The 15441-nt window shown below is 66.8% G+C and carries 14 protein-coding genes and 1 pseudogene; 9 read left to right on the forward strand and 6 right to left on the reverse strand.

Features of this window, described 5'->3' with window-relative positions; translation table 11 throughout:
- Nucleotides 1-33: 33 nt before the first annotated feature.
- Nucleotides 34-1131: an ATP-binding cassette domain-containing protein gene (locus AB0B25_RS05015; RefSeq protein WP_357174818.1), complete on the reverse strand. Its 1098-nt coding sequence runs from the start codon at nucleotides 1129-1131 to the stop codon at nucleotides 34-36.
- A pseudogene (locus AB0B25_RS05020) lies at nucleotides 1128-1307 on the reverse strand (ABC transporter permease); the annotation flags it as partial. The gene AB0B25_RS05015 and the pseudogene AB0B25_RS05020, both read right to left, overlap by 4 nt.
- Nucleotides 1308-2057: 750 nt before the next feature.
- Here AB0B25_RS05020 and AB0B25_RS05025 point away from each other — a divergent pair.
- Entirely contained in the window at nucleotides 2058-3185 is a 1128-nt protein-coding gene (locus AB0B25_RS05025; protein ID WP_357174821.1) for a hypothetical protein, read from the forward strand.
- A 180-nt stretch (nucleotides 3186-3365) separates the two neighbouring features.
- The gene (locus tag AB0B25_RS05030) at nucleotides 3366-4082 is read left to right on the forward strand and encodes a DUF1906 domain-containing protein (protein ID WP_357174823.1); all 717 of its coding nucleotides are present in this window, start codon (nucleotides 3366-3368) and stop codon (nucleotides 4080-4082) included.
- A 48-nt stretch (nucleotides 4083-4130) separates the two neighbouring features.
- Here AB0B25_RS05030 and AB0B25_RS05035 read toward each other — a convergent pair whose 3' ends face one another.
- Nucleotides 4131-4490: a hypothetical protein gene (locus AB0B25_RS05035; RefSeq protein ID WP_357174825.1), complete on the reverse strand. Its 360-nt coding sequence runs from the start codon at nucleotides 4488-4490 to the stop codon at nucleotides 4131-4133.
- A gap of 127 nt (nucleotides 4491-4617) precedes the next feature.
- The gene (locus AB0B25_RS05040; protein WP_357174827.1) at nucleotides 4618-5409 is read right to left on the reverse strand and encodes a hypothetical protein; all 792 of its coding nucleotides are present in this window, start codon (nucleotides 5407-5409) and stop codon (nucleotides 4618-4620) included.
- Between the two features lie 277 nt (nucleotides 5410-5686).
- Here AB0B25_RS05040 and AB0B25_RS05045 point away from each other — a divergent pair, with 277 nt between their 5' ends.
- Nucleotides 5687-6958 (forward strand): mannosyltransferase, encoded by a 1272-nt coding sequence (locus AB0B25_RS05045; RefSeq protein WP_357174828.1) that lies wholly within the window; start codon nucleotides 5687-5689, stop codon nucleotides 6956-6958.
- Nucleotides 6959-6965: 7 nt separating this feature from the next.
- Here AB0B25_RS05045 and AB0B25_RS05050 read toward each other — a convergent pair whose 3' ends face one another.
- Nucleotides 6966-7265, reverse strand: coding sequence for a 4a-hydroxytetrahydrobiopterin dehydratase (locus AB0B25_RS05050; RefSeq protein WP_357174830.1), 300 nt, complete (start codon nucleotides 7263-7265; stop codon nucleotides 6966-6968).
- A 51-nt stretch (nucleotides 7266-7316) separates the two neighbouring features.
- Nucleotides 7317-7493, reverse strand: a complete 177-nt coding sequence (locus AB0B25_RS05055; RefSeq protein WP_357174833.1) for a hypothetical protein — start codon at nucleotides 7491-7493, stop codon at nucleotides 7317-7319.
- Between the two features lie 153 nt (nucleotides 7494-7646).
- Here AB0B25_RS05055 and typA point away from each other — a divergent pair, with 153 nt between their 5' ends.
- From typA to AB0B25_RS05085, 6 genes are all read left to right on the forward strand, one after another.
- Nucleotides 7647-9545: a translational GTPase TypA gene (gene typA, locus AB0B25_RS05060; protein WP_357174836.1), complete on the forward strand. Its 1899-nt coding sequence runs from the start codon at nucleotides 7647-7649 to the stop codon at nucleotides 9543-9545.
- Between the two features lie 1007 nt (nucleotides 9546-10552).
- Nucleotides 10553-12268 (forward strand): ABC transporter family substrate-binding protein, encoded by a 1716-nt coding sequence (locus tag AB0B25_RS05065; protein ID WP_357175007.1) that lies wholly within the window; start codon nucleotides 10553-10555, stop codon nucleotides 12266-12268.
- A complete protein-coding gene (gene mshB / locus AB0B25_RS05070; protein ID WP_357174839.1) occupies nucleotides 12265-13170 on the forward strand; it encodes an N-acetyl-1-D-myo-inositol-2-amino-2-deoxy-alpha-D-glucopyranoside deacetylase in 906 nt (301 codons plus the stop codon). The genes AB0B25_RS05065 and mshB overlap by 4 nt, the downstream gene beginning before the upstream one ends.
- 164 nt (nucleotides 13171-13334) lie before the next feature.
- Nucleotides 13335-14804: an amino acid permease gene (locus AB0B25_RS05075; RefSeq protein WP_357174842.1), complete on the forward strand. Its 1470-nt coding sequence runs from the start codon at nucleotides 13335-13337 to the stop codon at nucleotides 14802-14804.
- Nucleotides 14805-14840: 36 nt separating this feature from the next.
- Nucleotides 14841-14999, forward strand: coding sequence for a hypothetical protein (locus tag AB0B25_RS05080; protein ID WP_357174845.1), 159 nt, complete (start codon nucleotides 14841-14843; stop codon nucleotides 14997-14999).
- Nucleotides 14996-15439, forward strand: a complete 444-nt coding sequence (locus AB0B25_RS05085; RefSeq protein WP_357174848.1) for a hypothetical protein — start codon at nucleotides 14996-14998, stop codon at nucleotides 15437-15439. Before AB0B25_RS05080 ends, AB0B25_RS05085 begins: the two co-directional genes overlap by 4 nt.
- Nucleotides 15440-15441 lie beyond the last annotated feature (2 nt).

Here is a 15441-nt window from a genome sequence, read left to right on the forward strand (position 1 = left end):
GTTTCTACCGGGACCCCGTGAATCGGCGACTTCTCAAACCAGACGCAGGACGGGGCGTTCATCGGGCTGGCCGAGCAGCAGTCGCAGGCGCGGAAGGTTCCACCGCAGTTCGTGGGCCAACTTGGCGGCGGTCAAGCTGCCGTTGGATTCGGCGAGTTCAAAGGCCTTGGCCAGCAGGCTCGGAACCTCGCCGGGGTAGTTCGTCGCCGGGTCCGGGGCGATGATTTCGAGTTCGTAGAGATGATTGAGACGCTGGTAGGCGCGCCTGGCGCTGGCATCGGAGATGGTGCCGAGTTCACGGCTGCGGTACACCAGCGATTTGAGCGAGACGCCCCACTCTCGGCTGACCTGCTTGAGCGCCTTGACGTCGAAGCGGTTGGGCAGATGCGTTTGGATCTGCCCGGAGGGAGTGAGGAATTCGGCGGCGACGTCGGCCTCGCGTTCCTGCTCGGCATCGCCAGGGGCAGCGTGGGAACCGGGACGGCCCGCGAATGCGGCACGGCGCATGTTCCACCCGTCGTGTGCGCCCTTGATCTCGGCGTCGATTTCGTCGCGATCGACGCGGGCGACAATGGCGCCGGCACGGTAGGCAGCGACCCAGGCCGGAGATCCCTGATCACGCACATGCGGTAGGGCGGGATCGACACCGGCGGCACGTATGTGGAGTTGGCGCGGGTAATGGTCGCGGTAGCTGGCCGGATCGAGGCCGACCAGCTCGAGCATTTCGTCGACCCGCGTGCTGATGCGCTTGCGGTGCCAACCGACCAGGCCGGGAACGGTCGCGATGTTCTTCCCGACCGCCATGTGGGGGAACAACCCCGCCTGCTGGATCGAATAGCCGATTCCGCGTCGTAGCCGATCGGGATCCATCGAGGAGGCGTCCCGCCCGCCGATCGTGATGGTGCCCGAGGTGGACTCGATCAGCCGGTTGATCATCCGCATGGTGGTTGTTTTGCCGCAGCCGGACGGCCCGACCAAGTCCACGATTTCACCGGCGGGAATGGTCAGCGAGACGCTGTCCATCGCGGGATCGCGGTGGCCGAGGTAGCGCTTGGTGACCGAGTCGAGCACGATGTCGACGCCGGATACGCCCGATTCGGTGGCGCCGGTGCGAGTTTCGATGTCACTCACGCCAGTCCCCTCGAAGTGGTGAGCTGTCCGAGCAGGACGTAGATCCCGTCGAGAACAAGTGCGAGCACGACAATGAGGACCGTGCCGATCAGGGCCTGCGGCGACGCGTTCGGGCTGCCGAGCCGTGCGAGTCCGGAGAAGATCAGATTGCCGAGGCCGGGACCTTTGGCATACGCGGTGCACGACGAACGTCCACAGCGTGTCCAGGGCCGTACCTCCCCGCTGGGTTCTCGCGGAGACCGTAGCGGTTTCCGTGCGACCGGACGCTATCCCGGCTCGTAGGGGTTGCCCCATGGACGGGTCATCGAAACCACGGTGCGGTGGGGAACCGTTGCGGCCGTTCGATCGTCGAACTCACGCGGGCCCACGGGCCGGCGCTGGGAGGCCGCTACCGCGATGGCCCGACCGCATTTTCGGCTGCGAGGCGCTGGCATGGTGATCATGCTCAGCCTGGTGCTTGCGCGATGGGTGCCGATGGGACAGCAGGGGTCTGTTGGTGGCCTGGCAGTCGAGCGGTCCTGTTCACGCCGGCGATGTGTTGCTTCCCGCGGCGTCCAGCCATTCGGTCGGCACACGAACATCGTGCTGTGAACGGACACGGACGAGGTGAGCGCGATCGGCGGCAGCAAACTCGGCGAGATCCGCACCCCCCGATTCTCCCGACGTGTCGGGTGGGGTCGAATCGGGTTGTCCGTAACAAGCCTCGCCGGTGCGGCTCGGATTTTCCGGTGCGGGCGTGAAACGGAATGCTGGATGGTCCTACGATGAAGTCGGCGGCGCCCGGCAGCGCCGTCGCCGATCCCCGGCCCTGCTTCCCCCTCATCAGCAGGTCGGGGATCTCGGCTCTTGGCGTGTGCGGTTTCGACGCACGATTTCTGGCGTACGGTGTCGGTTGTCCATCGAGAGGTGAGGGTTCCGGAATACTGATGCAGCCGACCGACGAACGCAGCGGTACGCCGGCCTGGATCGACTACGCCGAGTTCGGCCGACGTTTCGTCACGCACGCCGTGACCGCGGCCCGGATCGAGGCAGCGGTGTCGGGCATGGCAGGTCGGGGCATCACTATCGGCCCGGTCTCGATCGGCCCGGCCGGGCTCGCCGGTTTCGTCGCCGAGGGCAAGGTCGGTACACCCGTCGTCCTGCACAGCGGTCCGCGGGTCACGTTCGAGGTCACCGTTCCGGTCTCGCTCATGCTGAAGGTGCTACTCGGTGGCAGGAAGTTGCGGCTGGAGGCCAGGGTCGAGATCGATCTGACATTGCATGCCCGCACCGCGGATCCACTGCTCATCGTCATCGATATCCCGCCGATCACCCAGCGTGACATCAGCTTCGTGCTGCGTGCGCAAGCGGTGGAATCGGCATGGGAGTGGCTGCTCGACCCGATCGCGGGGGTGGTGCAGCGCGAGGTCGCCGCCAGGGTGAACGCCATGCTGGCCGATCCGCAGACCCGTCGCGGCCTGGTGTTCGACATCGAGGCGATGGTCGGCGGCACCCGTTCGGGTCATCGGGACAAGACCGCGTTCGACTTTATCGATTACGACGAGTTCGGGCGCCGGTTCTTCGCCCGTGTCGTCACCCGGGATCGCGTGTTCGACGTCGTGGAACGGTTGGCGGGCAGGCCGATCGAGGTCGGGCCGCTACGTGCCGGTCCGCGCAACGCGGCGTCGGTGTCGGTCCGCGGATCGGTGCGGGTGCCGCGGCTGGTGGAGCGATCGGCTGAGCCGGTCGCGTTCGACCTGACGCTCCCGGTGAGCCTGGACATCACCGTCGAGGTGTTGAAGGCCAACCGCTACCGCGCCGACGTGGAGGTACCACTGGTGCTGACCGCGCGGGCCGCCGATCCGCTGGTGGTGGTGATCGACGTCCCGCCGCCCGACTTCGACGACATCCGGCTGGAGTTCATCGCGCACGGTGTGCGCGCCGCTACCCTCGGGGTATTCGCCGGCATCAAGAAGCACATCGTCGCCCAGGTCGCCAGGGTCGTCGGCAGCGAACTGGCCGACCCTTACAGCCGAACCATCGACGTCGCCGCCCGGATCGATGGGGTGGTCTGAGGAGTCGTCGCATGGCCTACTCGTATGTGGCGAATGTGAAGTATGTGCCCTGTGGGTCTAGCGGTTCCAATGTGAATGTGGTGAAATGAGTTCACGTTCGAGGCTCCCGGCGCGCGTTGGATAGGGGAAGGCGCGCCGGGCTCTGTGCCATCCATGTCGGGTTGCGCGAAGGAGTCCACGATGCGTTCCAGTTCGGTATCCCGGCGTGAACTGTTCGCCTATGCGGCCGCAGTGGCGGCGGTCGGAGTGACCGCTTCGGCGGCTCCCGCCACTGCCGCCACGCCCGCACTCGGCACGCTGGTCGACTACGCCGGCGGTGTCCCCTCGGCCGCGGCGATCAGGGACGCGGGCCACCTCGGCGTCATCCGCTACGTCTCCGATCGCAGGCCAGGCGCGGAGTGGATGGAAGGCAAGCCGCTGCGCGCCGCGGAAGTCGAGCAGCTGAAGGCGGCCGGCCTGCGGATCGTCTCCTGCTATCAGTTCGGCAAAGGGCCCACCGCAGACTGGCGCGGCGGACTGGAGGCCGGAAAACGACATGCCGAGCGCGGGCTCGAGCTGCACCGCGCGGCGGACGGCCCGGACAACGTGCCGATCTACGCGTCCATCGACGACAACCCGTCCCCGATCGATTTCGCCACCATGATCGCGCCGTACCTCCTCGGCTGGCAGTCCGTTCTCGGCAAGGAGAACACCGGCGTCTACGCGAACGCGCCCACCATCGAGCTGGCCGCCCTCGCGGGGTTGTGCTCCTGGTTTTGGCAGCACAATTGGGGCACGCCGAAGGGCTTCGTGCACCCCGCCGCGCACCTGCACCAATTCGAGATCGACAAGCGATCCATCGATGGTGTGGGCATAGACCTGAACAACGTGCTGGTCCCCGAGTACGGGCAGTGGTGAGGGCGTGCGAGCGCGGCAGAAGGATCGGCCGGACGCGCGGCGAAGCACCTACGTCTGGGAGTGACTCAGTGGTGTGACGCCCAGGTCGGGCTCGGCATCGGGGACAACCCGCAGCGTCGGACGGCTGTCGGGCGCTGCGTGGTTGCCGAGCCAGGACAACAGCGACCACTGGGACAGGCCGGAGAACGCCGAACCGAGGCTGGTGAACGAGAACGAGGAGATCGCCGAGCCGAATGACCCGACCGAGCCGATCGACAACACCGAGCCGACGCTGCCGATGGACAGGATCGAGTAGGCCGAGCCGATCGACAGGATCGAACCCTCCGAACGGATCGACAGAATCGAGCGGCGCGAGCGCCTGCTCCGAATCGAGTGACCCGGCCGGGTCGAACGATCGATGGTAGCCATGGTCAGGGGTTACCACCGTCCTGGCGGCTCATGCGTGATGGTCGCCGACTTTCCCGTTATCCGGAGGATCGTTCCGGTACGACTACGGGCGGCGCCTCCGGTGGAGACGCCGCCCGCGGTCGAAAGATCAAGCGACAGTGAAGAATCCGAGCGTCGGCAGGAATGAGCAGGTCCGCGCCTCGGCGTCGTCGGCCTTGGTGGTCAGTGAGCCGGCGATGACCGCGACCACGCGGCCGGAGCCGGTGTCGGCAATGGCGGACAGCGTGGCCGGGCCGCCCGGGTTGATCTTGGCTTCATCGGTCAACGGCAGGACACCGGACTGACGGGTATCCAGGTTCAGCCACTGCACCGTCATCGGCGGGTTCTGCACCGGCGTCGGCGACTTGGTGCCGAGCGCGGTGAACACGAAACCGGTCTGCCCAGCCTTCGGTCCCGGTGGCGGCAGCGTCGCGGGGCCGGGCACGGCCAGCGCGGTACCGATCGAGTCGGCGGTCGGGCCGATGCACCCCTTGCCGACGGTCGGGTACAGGAACTGCGCGATCGCGGGTCCGTCCTTCGGTACCTCGGGGCCCCCGCCGCCGCTGCCGTCGAGGAAGGTGATGATCCGCTCCAGCGTCGACTTGATCTGCGGCGGCAGATTCAGCAGGTTCAGCAGCCTGCGCGCCTGGTCCAGAATCGCCGACTGCGGGCCGGCGACATCGGCCGGACCGGCGATGGATCCGACGATGGCCGGAGCGAGTGCGGCCAGCGTATCCACCGGAACACCCTCGGGGACCATCGGGACGCCCTGTGTGGTCGCCGTCGTTGCCGCGGGCGCGGGCGCAGGGGCCGCGACTGCCGTCGTCGGCACGGCGAGCGTGGCGCTCGCCGCGATGGCGAGCGCGGACAATGCGATCCGCGATCCTCGGGTGCGAAGCACTGGTCTGGCCGTCCTTACCTCGGGTACATCTGGGGCCGATGCCAAAAGCCATCGTTTCGGGGTCACTCTAGGGACATCACGGCAATGTGTACAGCCGGGTGCCCGAAAGGCGCTGTGGACGATCAGTGTTATCAGACGGTAACGCGTCCCTGGTGCTGCTGGTGTGAACGGTGATGCAAATGTTATCAGTGGTTCGAGGGTGGAACAGCGACGATCCGCGCTGCGGTTAATCTAATCCTGCCGTCCGCCCCGTCGTCGGATTTACGGAACTCCGGGCGTGCCGAACCGACGTCCCGCACCCGAGCCGAAAGCCAGCGATTTGAATCGTCACCTCCGATGGGCTGTGTCGGTGCTCGGTCTTTCTGTGCTGGCCCGACTGCTCTGGATGCTGCTGTCGACGAACGGTATGAACCTCGTCGACCTTCACGTCTACGTCGGCGGATCGGCCGCGCTGCTGACCGATCACCTCTACGACTTCACCTATGCGGAGAAGACTCCGGACTTCCCGCTGCCGTTCACCTATCCACCGTTCGCGGCGTTGGTGTTCTTCCCGCTGCACTACCTGCCGTTCACCGTGGTCGCGGTGGTCTGGTTGCTCGCCATCGCCGCGGCGCTGTATGTCGTGGTGTACATCAGTTTCGAGCTCATGCTCGGTGCGGCGGCCCTGCGGGCGCCGCGGTGGCGGGTGGCGACGGTCGGCTGGACCGCGGTGGGACTGTGGCTGGAACCGGTCCGGACCACGATCGATTACGGCCAGGTCAACGTATTCCTGGTGCTCGGCGGAATGCTCGCGGTACGAAGTTCGCGCTGGTGGATCTCCGGCGGACTGGTCGGCGTCGTCGCCGGGATCAAGTTGACGCCCGCGATCACCGGGCTGTATTTCGTCGCGCGGGGACGCTGGCTGACGGTGGTGTGGTCGGCACTGGTGTTCGGCGCGACCGTGGGGCTGAGCTTTCTGATCGCGCCGGAGGAAGCGCGGCGCTACTTCGGCACGTTGCTGGGGGACGCGGACCGGATCGGGCCGGTGGGCTCGGTGTGGAATCAGTCGTTGCGTGGCGCGCTGAGCCGAATCCTCGGCCACGACGTGGAGTCCGGCCCCTGGTGGATCGTGGCGGTGCTCGTGATCGCGGTGCTCGCGTTCCTGGCCTGGCGCGCGCTAGGTCCCGACGACCTGCTCGGCACGCTGATCATCGTGCAGTTGTTCGGGCTGATGGTCTCGCCGATCTCGTGGTCGCACCACTGGGTGTGGCTGTTGCCCACGGTGCTGTGGCTGGTCTACGGACCGCTGTGTCCGGCGCCGGGCGCGCGGATCTTGGCGGGATATTGGTTGGTGACCATGCTCGTCGGTGTGCCGTGGGTGCTGTCGTTCTTTCAGGACTCGATCTGGACCATCTCACGCCCCGGCGTGCTCGCCTGGCTCGGCGCCGTCGATGTGCTCGGCGTCGTGGTTTTCTACATGTGGGTGATCGGGTCGGGGCGCCGGCGTGCGCGGTCCGGCGCGCAAGGGGGAGTCGCCGTGACTACCGAGGGACCCGCGCACGCCGGATAGGCGCTGTTCAGGCGGGTCGCGCCGCGAGACGATCGATCTCGTGGGCCAGTGCGACGTCCTTGGCGGTGAGCCCGCCCGCCGAGTGGGTGGACAACGTGAAGGTGACCTTGCGCCAACGGATATCGATGTCCGGGTGGTGGTCGGCGGCCTCGGCGGCCTCGGCGACCTGTCGCACCAGTTCGATGCCAGCGGGGAAGGTGGCCGCCGTGACGGTGCGGACGATACTGTCCTCGGACCGGGCCCAGTGCGTCAGCTCGGTGAGGGCATCGGCGATTTCGGTGTCGGAGAGCAGTGTCTGCTGCGCCATATCTCCTTATTACTCGCTTCCGGCGGCAGCGGGAAGGGTGACTGGCGGCGGTCAGGCGGCGCGGGCTTGTTTGAGTGCTTTTTTCAGATCCTTCCCGCCGACGCCGGCGGCTTCGCACTTCTTCATCCGCATGATGACGACGGGGCACTTCACGCAGCGCGTCTTCTTGCGACAGCACTTCTTCTTCGGCTTCAGGCCCGAGACCTTCTTAGCTTTGACCTTGCCCACGATGGTTAGCATACCCTAAGTGCAACGCCTGAAACGTGGCCGGAATGGGACGGGCGGTAAGGTGTAACCGGCCGCAATGCCCGGTGAGTTTCGATTCTCCACCTGTTTGCAGGGGTCGGCCGGCACCAACACCTAACAGCAGGAGGATTCAGCGTGTCGTCTGCACGCGATTTTCGCAACGTCGCCATCGTGGCCCACGTCGACCACGGCAAGACGACGCTGGTCGACGCCATGCTGCGCCAGTCCGGCGCCTTCGCCGAGCGGGCCGAGCCCGTCGATCGCGTGATGGACTCCGGCGACCTGGAGCGCGAGAAGGGCATCACCATTCTCGCCAAGAACACGGCGGTGCACCGCCATCACCCGGACGGTTCGGTCACCGTGATCAACGTGATCGACACCCCCGGCCACGCCGACTTCGGTGGTGAGGTCGAGCGCGGCCTGTCCATGGTGGACGGCGTCGTGCTGCTGGTCGACGCGTCCGAGGGGCCGCTGCCGCAGACTCGGTTCGTGTTGCGTAAGGCACTTGCCGCGTCGTTGCCGGTGATCCTGGTCGTGAACAAGACCGATCGTCCCGACGCCCGGATCGAGGAGGTGGTCGAGGAGAGCCACGACCTGCTGCTCGACTTGGCCTCCGATCTGGACGACGCCGCCGCCGAGGCCGCCGAACTCGCGCTCGACCTGCCGGTGCTGTACGCGTCCGGCCGCGAGGGCAAGGCGTCCAAGGAGCGTCCGGAGAACGGCAACGCGCCCGCGGCGGAGAACCTCGACGCGCTGTTCGAGGTGCTCATGGAGAACATTCCGGCGTCCAAAGGCGACCCGGCCGCGCCGCTGCAGGCGCATGTCACCAACCTGGACGCCTCCGCATTCCTCGGTCGCCTCGCGCTGGTTCGCATCCACAACGGCGAACTGCGCAAGGGACAGAACGTCGCGTGGATGCACGCCGATGGCATCAAGCAGGTGAAGATCACCGAACTGCTGCAGACCATCGGTGTGGAGCGGCAGCCGGGTGAACTCGCGGTGGCCGGCGACATCGTCGCCATCGCGGGCATCCCCGAGATCATGATCGGCGACACCCTCGCCGATATCGACGATCCCGTGGCGCTGCCGCGGATCACGGTCGACGAGCCCGCCATTTCGGTCACCATCGGCACCAACACCTCGCCGCTGGTCGGCAGGGTGCAGGGACACAAGCTGACCGCGCGCATGGTGAAGGCCCGGCTGGATCAGGAACTGGTCGGCAACGTGTCGCTGCGCGTGCTCGACATCGGCCGACCGGATGCCTGGGAGGTGCAGGGCCGCGGCGAGTTGGCATTGGCCATCCTGGTCGAGACCATGCGCCGCGAGGGCTTCGAGCTGACCGTCGGCAAACCGCAGGTGGTGACCAAGCAGGTCGACGGCAAGGTGCACGAGCCGTATGAAGAACTGACCGTAGACTGCCCCGACGAGTACCTCGGCGCCATCACCCAGTTGCTCGCCGCACGCAAGGGCAAGATGGTGCAGATGAGCAACCATGCCGCGGGGTGGGTGCGGATGGAGTTCATCGTCCCGTCGCGCGGTTTGATCGGCTTCCGCACCGACTTCCTCACCGAAACCCGAGGCACCGGCATCGCCAATGCGGTCTCGCACGGCTATGCGCCGTGGGCTGGTGAGATCCGGGCCAGGCACACCGGCTCGCTGGTGTCCGACCGCGCCGGCTCGGTGACACCGTTCGCCATGATCCAGTTGGCCGACCGTGGGCAGTTCTTCGTCGAACCCGGTGCGGATACCTACGAGGGCATGGTCGTCGGCATCAATCCGCGCGCGGAGGATCTCGACATCAATGTCACCCGCGAGAAGAAGCTGACCAATATGCGCAGCTCCACCGCCGATGTGATGGAGACCCTGGCCAAGCCGCTGCAGCTGGATCTGGAAGCCGCCATGGAGTTCTGCGCCGCCGACGAATGCGTCGAGGTCACTCCGGAGGTGGTTCGGGTGCGCAAGGTCACCCTGGGCCAGAACGAGCGGGCGCGGGAGTTGTCCCGGCGCAAGGCGCGCGACCGCGCAGCGCTGTAACCACTTGTCGCGTATCGGAATCCGGCGTCGCCACGGCGGCGCCGGATTTTTCCTGCTCGGATCGCGACTGGCGATCAGGTGAGCCGGGATGACGTGCGCACCCGGCGGCGGAAGCTGGGTCGGCGTCGAATCGAGCAGGTGGGGTGCGGGCGGCAATTCATCGCGATATCGCCATGAATTGAGATTTCGCTCGTCGAGAAAGAATATTCCGGCGATGAGAATCCTATTGCTGGGAGCGGATTCGCCGATGAAAAACATACTCGGAGTGGGCGAGGCGTTCGGTCGACACGATCAGGTAGCGCTTCGATCGTTTCGACCGCGTGCGCATCGGGAGAAATCGTGCCTGCCGAACGTTCGGTGGCGACCACCGCTTCCTTTCGAGTCGCCTCCGACCGTCATGGATGACCAGAATTCAGTTCGAGGGCCACTGTCGCCGACTGCACCGCGATTCGAGCGTAATTGCTCGATTCCGGCCACCCATGCGTTCTCCGGCGCGATATGGCCGGCATGGGTCGCGCTCATCGGCCAGTGTGGTGGGCACACTCCGACCAGGCATCTCCAGTGCTGTTGAGCAGGAACGTCGGCTCGGCCTACCCGCGGCGGCCGCCGGACGCAGTTTCGCGGCCGGATGCGGTGGCCCGCTCAAGACGAATGCGGCCGTGGTTGCTCGGTTCGAGTAGGCGGTATTGCGCAGCGCATATCACTTCCTGCTCGCTGTCCGATTCGATTGTTGGTCGGAATTCGGGTGAACGCGTACTGCCGCGGTCTATAAGCTGAATATTTGCCCAAGATTGACTTGGTAATAGATCGCTGGCGCGCCTGATAGCGTGGCACATGCTTTTCTCGTCGGGTCGATATCGCACACGGCAGCATGGCGCGCTCTTGTCGGCGGCGACACCCGTGATTCGGTGAGCGGACTCGACAATGCGGTAGAGTTCCCGAGCGTGAAAGTGGGCGCAGGAAAACGCGCAGCGTGGCGCACGTTGTTGCCGACCGTGGCAGTGCTGATGCTGATCAGCAGTTGCGCGGCGAACCCGCCGCCGCCCATCGAGAGCACCGACAGTCCGAAGACCACGCCGGTGAAGCCGGAGGAGTCGACGGTGGTCGTCGCCCTCGACACCATCGGCACGGCCTTCAACCCGCATCTGCGGTCGGACCAGTCCGCCGCCACCTCGGCGATCGCCTCGCTGGTGCTGCCGAGTCCGTTCCGGCCGGTCCCCAGTCCGACCACACCGGGGGCTACGGCGTGGGTGCCGGATTCGTCCTTGCTGGTCGCTGCCGAAGTCACCGCGCCGGAACCGTTCACGATCACTTATCGACTGCGGAACGAGGCGTCTTGGTCGGATGGGGCGCCGATCGCGGCCGAGGACTTCCGCTACCTGTGGCAGGAGATGATCTCCGAACCGGGAGTAGTCGACCCGGCCGGCTATCGGTTGATCTCGGATGTGCACTCCTCGGCCGGCGGCAAGACGGTGACCGTCGTGATGACCCAGCCCTACCCCGGCTGGCGCGAACTGTTCTCCGATCTGCTGCCGTCGCATCTGCTGAAGGATGCTCCCGGCGGGTTCGAGCGTGGGATGAACGGCCAAGTGAGCGGCGTTCGAGTGTCCGGTGGACCGTTCGGCATCCGATCGGCGGACCCTGGGCGCGACGAGATGCTGCTCGAACGCAACGACCGCTTCTGGGGAACGCCCGCCATGCCCGGTCAGATTCTGCTGCGCCGTGGCGGCACAACCGCTCAACTGGCGGGCTCGCTGCGCACCGGCGATGTGCAAATGGCGCTGGTCCACGGCGGTGTCGCGACCCAGGCGCAACTGGGAGCGATCCCGTCGGTGCGAACCGCCATCATGCCGCAATCGCGGGTGTTGCAACTGGCGCTCAACGGACGCAAGGGAGAGCTCGGCGACCCGCGGGTCAGGTCGGGCATTCTCGCGTTGCTGGACCCCGCGCTGCTGGCGACGGTCGGAGCGCAGACGGGTAACTGGGTGGAGCCGGCGCGCGCGCAGGTGCTCGCCCCGTCCGACCCGGGCTACGTTCCGACCGCTACGCCGCGCCCCTCCGCGGAGGAGGCTTTCGCGTTACTCGCCGCCGCGGGCTTCGGTCGGGCGCCGGAGCCGCCGCCGGTGGCCTCGCCGACCTCGCCCGCACCACAGCCACGACCGATCGGTAAGGACGGTAAGCCGCTCACCGTGCGGATCGGCGCGGCCGATAAAGACGCCACCGCGCTCGCCGTCGCCAATACCGCCGCCGACCAACTGCGCAGCGCCGGAATCGACGCTACGGTGCGCAGCGTCCCCGCCGACGAGTTGTACGGCAAGGAGTTGATCGACGGTACGGTCGACGCGATCGTCGGCTGGGAGGCGGCCGGTTCGGATCCGGCGACCATGCTGGCATCCCGGTACGGATGCGCACCGCTCGCGGCGCCGGAACTCACCGGCATCGCACAGGTCATCGCCGAAGCCGCGCAGCGCGCGCCGAGCAACGTGTCCGGCGTGTGTGATCCGACGTTGCAGCCCGCGATCGAGGAAGCGTTGCGTGGCGTCGAGGTGGGCCGGGTGCTCGCCGAGGCCGAGCCGAAGCTGTGGGCCATGGCGACGGTACTGCCGATCGTGCAGGACAATCAGGTCGCGGTGTCCGGGCCGAGGGTGGACGGCGCCTCGCTCAGCGGCGCCATCCAGGTCGGCATCTTCGGCGATGCGTCCATGTGGCGCAGAATTCCGTGACCGCCACCGCGACGGGCGGGCTGCTGCTCGTGCACGCCCACCCGGACGACGAATCCATCACCACCGGTGGCACGATCGCCCACTACCGCCGCACCGGCATTCCGGTCACCGTGCTGACGTGCACGCTCGGTGAGGAGGGCGAGGTGATCGGCGACGAGTGGGCGCAGCTGACCGCCGATCGCTCCGATCAACTCGGGGGATATCGCATCCTGGAGCTGACCCGCGCGCTGGCGGTGCTGGACGCGGCGCCGCCGCGCTTCCTCGGGGGCGCCGGGCGCTGGCGTGATTCCGGAATGGCGGGTACCGCTGCCGCGGCGAACCCGAGGGCGTTCGCGCGGTCGGGCGACGAGGCGGTGCGTGCGCTCACCGAGGTGGTGCTGGAACTGCGGCCGCGCGTGATCGTCGGCTACGACCCGAACGGCGGCTACGGCCACCCCGACCATATCCGGGCCCACGAGATCACCACGGCCGCGGTGGACGCCGCGGCGGACGCCGGGTGGAACACCCCGAAGTTCTACTGGACCGTCACCGACGCCGACATGCTGCGTCTGCACACCGCCGCGCTGGCCAAGCGCACGGTCGACGGTCTCCCCGGTGGGCTGCCGCCAGGGTGGCAGCTGCCCGCCGAGGACGAACTCGCGAGCGTGCCGAGCCACACCGTGACCACCACGATCGACGTGTCCGACGTGCTCGCGGCCAAGCGTGCCGCGCTGCGCGCGCACGCCACCCAAGTCGTCGTCGCGCCGTCCGGGCGGGAGTTCGCGCTGTCCAACAACATCGCGCAACCGGTGCTGCCGGAAGAGCATTTCATTCTGGTGCGAGGTCGACGTGGTGCGCTCGGATCGGACGGCCGCGAGCACGACCTGTTCGCGGGCCTCGGCCCACGGAGTGACGACGAATGATCGACGTGGGCGGGTCGGCGTTCCGGACACGTCGCCCCTGGTTTGCTGAATCGCGCACCGCACTGCGCGGATTCGTACCCTGAGGGTCGCATTCGCTCCGAATCCGCACGGCGGGTACCGTTCCCCTGAACTCGAGCCATTCGATGTGAAGGATGCAGCGGTTCATGACAGAGGTCGACGGCAAGGCTCACCTGAGCATCGAGGATCACGGATACCACAAGAGTCTCGAGCCGCGGCAGCTACAGATGATCGCGATCGGCGGTGCGATCGGCACCGGCTTGTTTCTCGGCGCGGGTGGCCGGCTGGCCAACGCCGGCCCCGGGCTGTTCCTGGTCTACGCCGTGTGTGGTTTCTTCGCGTTTCTGATTCTGCGCGCGCTCGGCGAACTGGTGCTGCACCGACCTTCGTCCGGTTCGTTCGTCTCCTACGCCCGCGAGTTCTTCGGTGAGAAGGCCGCGTTCGTCGCCGGGTGGATGTATTTCCTGAACTGGTCGATGACCGGCATCGCCGACACCACCGCGATCGCACAGTATTTCCACTACTGGTCCGGGTTCACCGCCATACCGCAGTGGGTGCTCGCGCTGATCGCGCTGATCATCGTGCTCGGCGTCAACTTGATCTCGGTGAAGTGGTTCGGCGAGATGGAGTTCTGGGCCGCGTTGGTGAAGGTATTCGCGCTTTCGGCGTTCTTGATCGTCGGCACGATCTTCCTGCTCGGCCGGTTCACAGTACAGGGCAGCCCGACCGGTCCGAGCGTGATCGCCGAGCACGGCGGTCTGTTCCCGACCGGGATCATGCCGCTGGTCGTGGTGGTGTCCGGCGTCGTGTTCGCCTATGCCGCCGTCGAACTGGTCGGCACCGCGGCGGGAGAGACGGAGGATCCGGCCAAGATCATGCCGCGCGCCATCAACTCGGTGATCGCACGGATCGCGGTGTTCTACGTCGGTTCGCTGGTGCTGCTCGGACTGCTGCTGCCGTACACCCACTTCACCGCCGACGAGAGCCCGTTCGTCACCTTCTTCACCATGCTCGGTGTCCCCGGCATCGGCAGTGTGATGAACCTCGTCGTTCTGACCGCCGCGTTCTCCAGCCTCAACGCCGGCCTGTACTCGACCGGGCGCATCCTGCGCTCGATGTCGATGAACGGCAGCGCGCCGAAGTTCACCGGCGTCATGGGACGCAACGGTGTTCCCTACGGTGGCATCCTGCTCACCAGCCTGATCGCGCTGGTCGGCATCGCGCTCAACGGCGTCGTCCCGGATCGGGCCTTCGAGATCGTGCTGAACATCGCCTCGCTGGGCATCGTCGCCTCTTGGGCCACCATCGTGCTGTGCCAGTTGCAGCTATGGCGCTGGTCCCGGCAGGGGCGTCTGCAGCGGCCCGCGTTCCGGATGTTCGGGGCGCCGTATACCGGCGTGCTCACCCTGGTGTTCCTGTTCTTCGTCGTCGTCCTCACCGGATTGGACTATCCGGTGGGGACCTGGACGGTCGCGACCCTCGCGTTGATCATTCCGGCCCTGATCGTCGGCTGGTTCGGCGCTCGCGGCCGAGTACTGGCCATCGCCCAGCAGCGCGCGGGCTATACCGGCGAGTTCCCGGTCGTCGCGAACATCCCGGCCGACGGAGAGAACTGATCGTGCGCGTGATAATGCCGGAATAGACTCGGCGGCATGTACAACTGGGAGCTCCAGGACGCGATCGTGGCGTTCGTCGACAGCATGAAGCCGCACTGGCAGGCGCAACACGATCTGTACACGGCGGTGCTGTACGCCTTCGCGGACCTGCAGAGCCAGCTGCTGACTCTCCTCGGCTACCCGCCCGTACCGTGACGACGAAGATCGATCGCCACGCGGCCGATCATCCCCCGGTGGGATCCGGTTCCGGTCGTATGTCGGCGGTCGGGGTTCTCGCGGCGCCGGTGATCCTGGTTCTCTTGGTCGTCAATGCCCTGATCACGTTGTCTCTCGAAGTGCTGTACCTGCCGACCTATCTCGGCGCCACCGCCTTTCCGCTTTCCGGTGTGCTCGCCGGCGTGGTGAACCTCTTGCTGGTCTTCGGCGCGCGTTCGGTCTCCCAGCGAACCGCCGCGATGGTCCTTCCCTTGATCGCCTGGACGCTCGGGTTCCTGGTCTGCGCGAGTACCGGCCCCGGCGGTGACGTCATGCTCGCCAGTGATTGGCGCACCGTGCTGCTGCTGTTCTTCGGATTGGTGCCGCCGTTGCTGTACATCTACTTCCGGGTGAACTCGGGACTGTTCGTCAGGATGTGAGC

The organism is Nocardia sp. NPDC049190 (assembly GCF_040648115.1).
Lineage (GTDB): Bacteria > Actinomycetota > Actinomycetes > Mycobacteriales > Mycobacteriaceae > Nocardia.

Coding starts and splice junctions, on each gene's coding strand:
- AB0B25_RS05025 (WP_357174821.1), top strand. CDS start 2,058: ATGCAGCCGACCGACGAACGCAGCGGTACGCCGGCCTGGATCGACTAC.
- AB0B25_RS05030 (WP_357174823.1), top strand. CDS start 3,366: ATGCGTTCCAGTTCGGTATCCCGGCGTGAACTGTTCGCCTATGCGGCC.
- AB0B25_RS05035 (WP_357174825.1), bottom strand. CDS start 4,490: ATGGCTACCATCGATCGTTCGACCCGGCCGGGTCACTCGATTCGGAGC.
- AB0B25_RS05050 (WP_357174830.1), bottom strand. CDS start 7,265: ATGGCGCAGCAGACACTGCTCTCCGACACCGAAATCGCCGATGCCCTC.
- AB0B25_RS05065 (WP_357175007.1), top strand. CDS start 10,553: ATGCTGATCAGCAGTTGCGCGGCGAACCCGCCGCCGCCCATCGAGAGC.
- AB0B25_RS05075 (WP_357174842.1), top strand. CDS start 13,335: ATGACAGAGGTCGACGGCAAGGCTCACCTGAGCATCGAGGATCACGGA.
- AB0B25_RS05080 (WP_357174845.1), top strand. CDS start 14,841: ATGTACAACTGGGAGCTCCAGGACGCGATCGTGGCGTTCGTCGACAGC.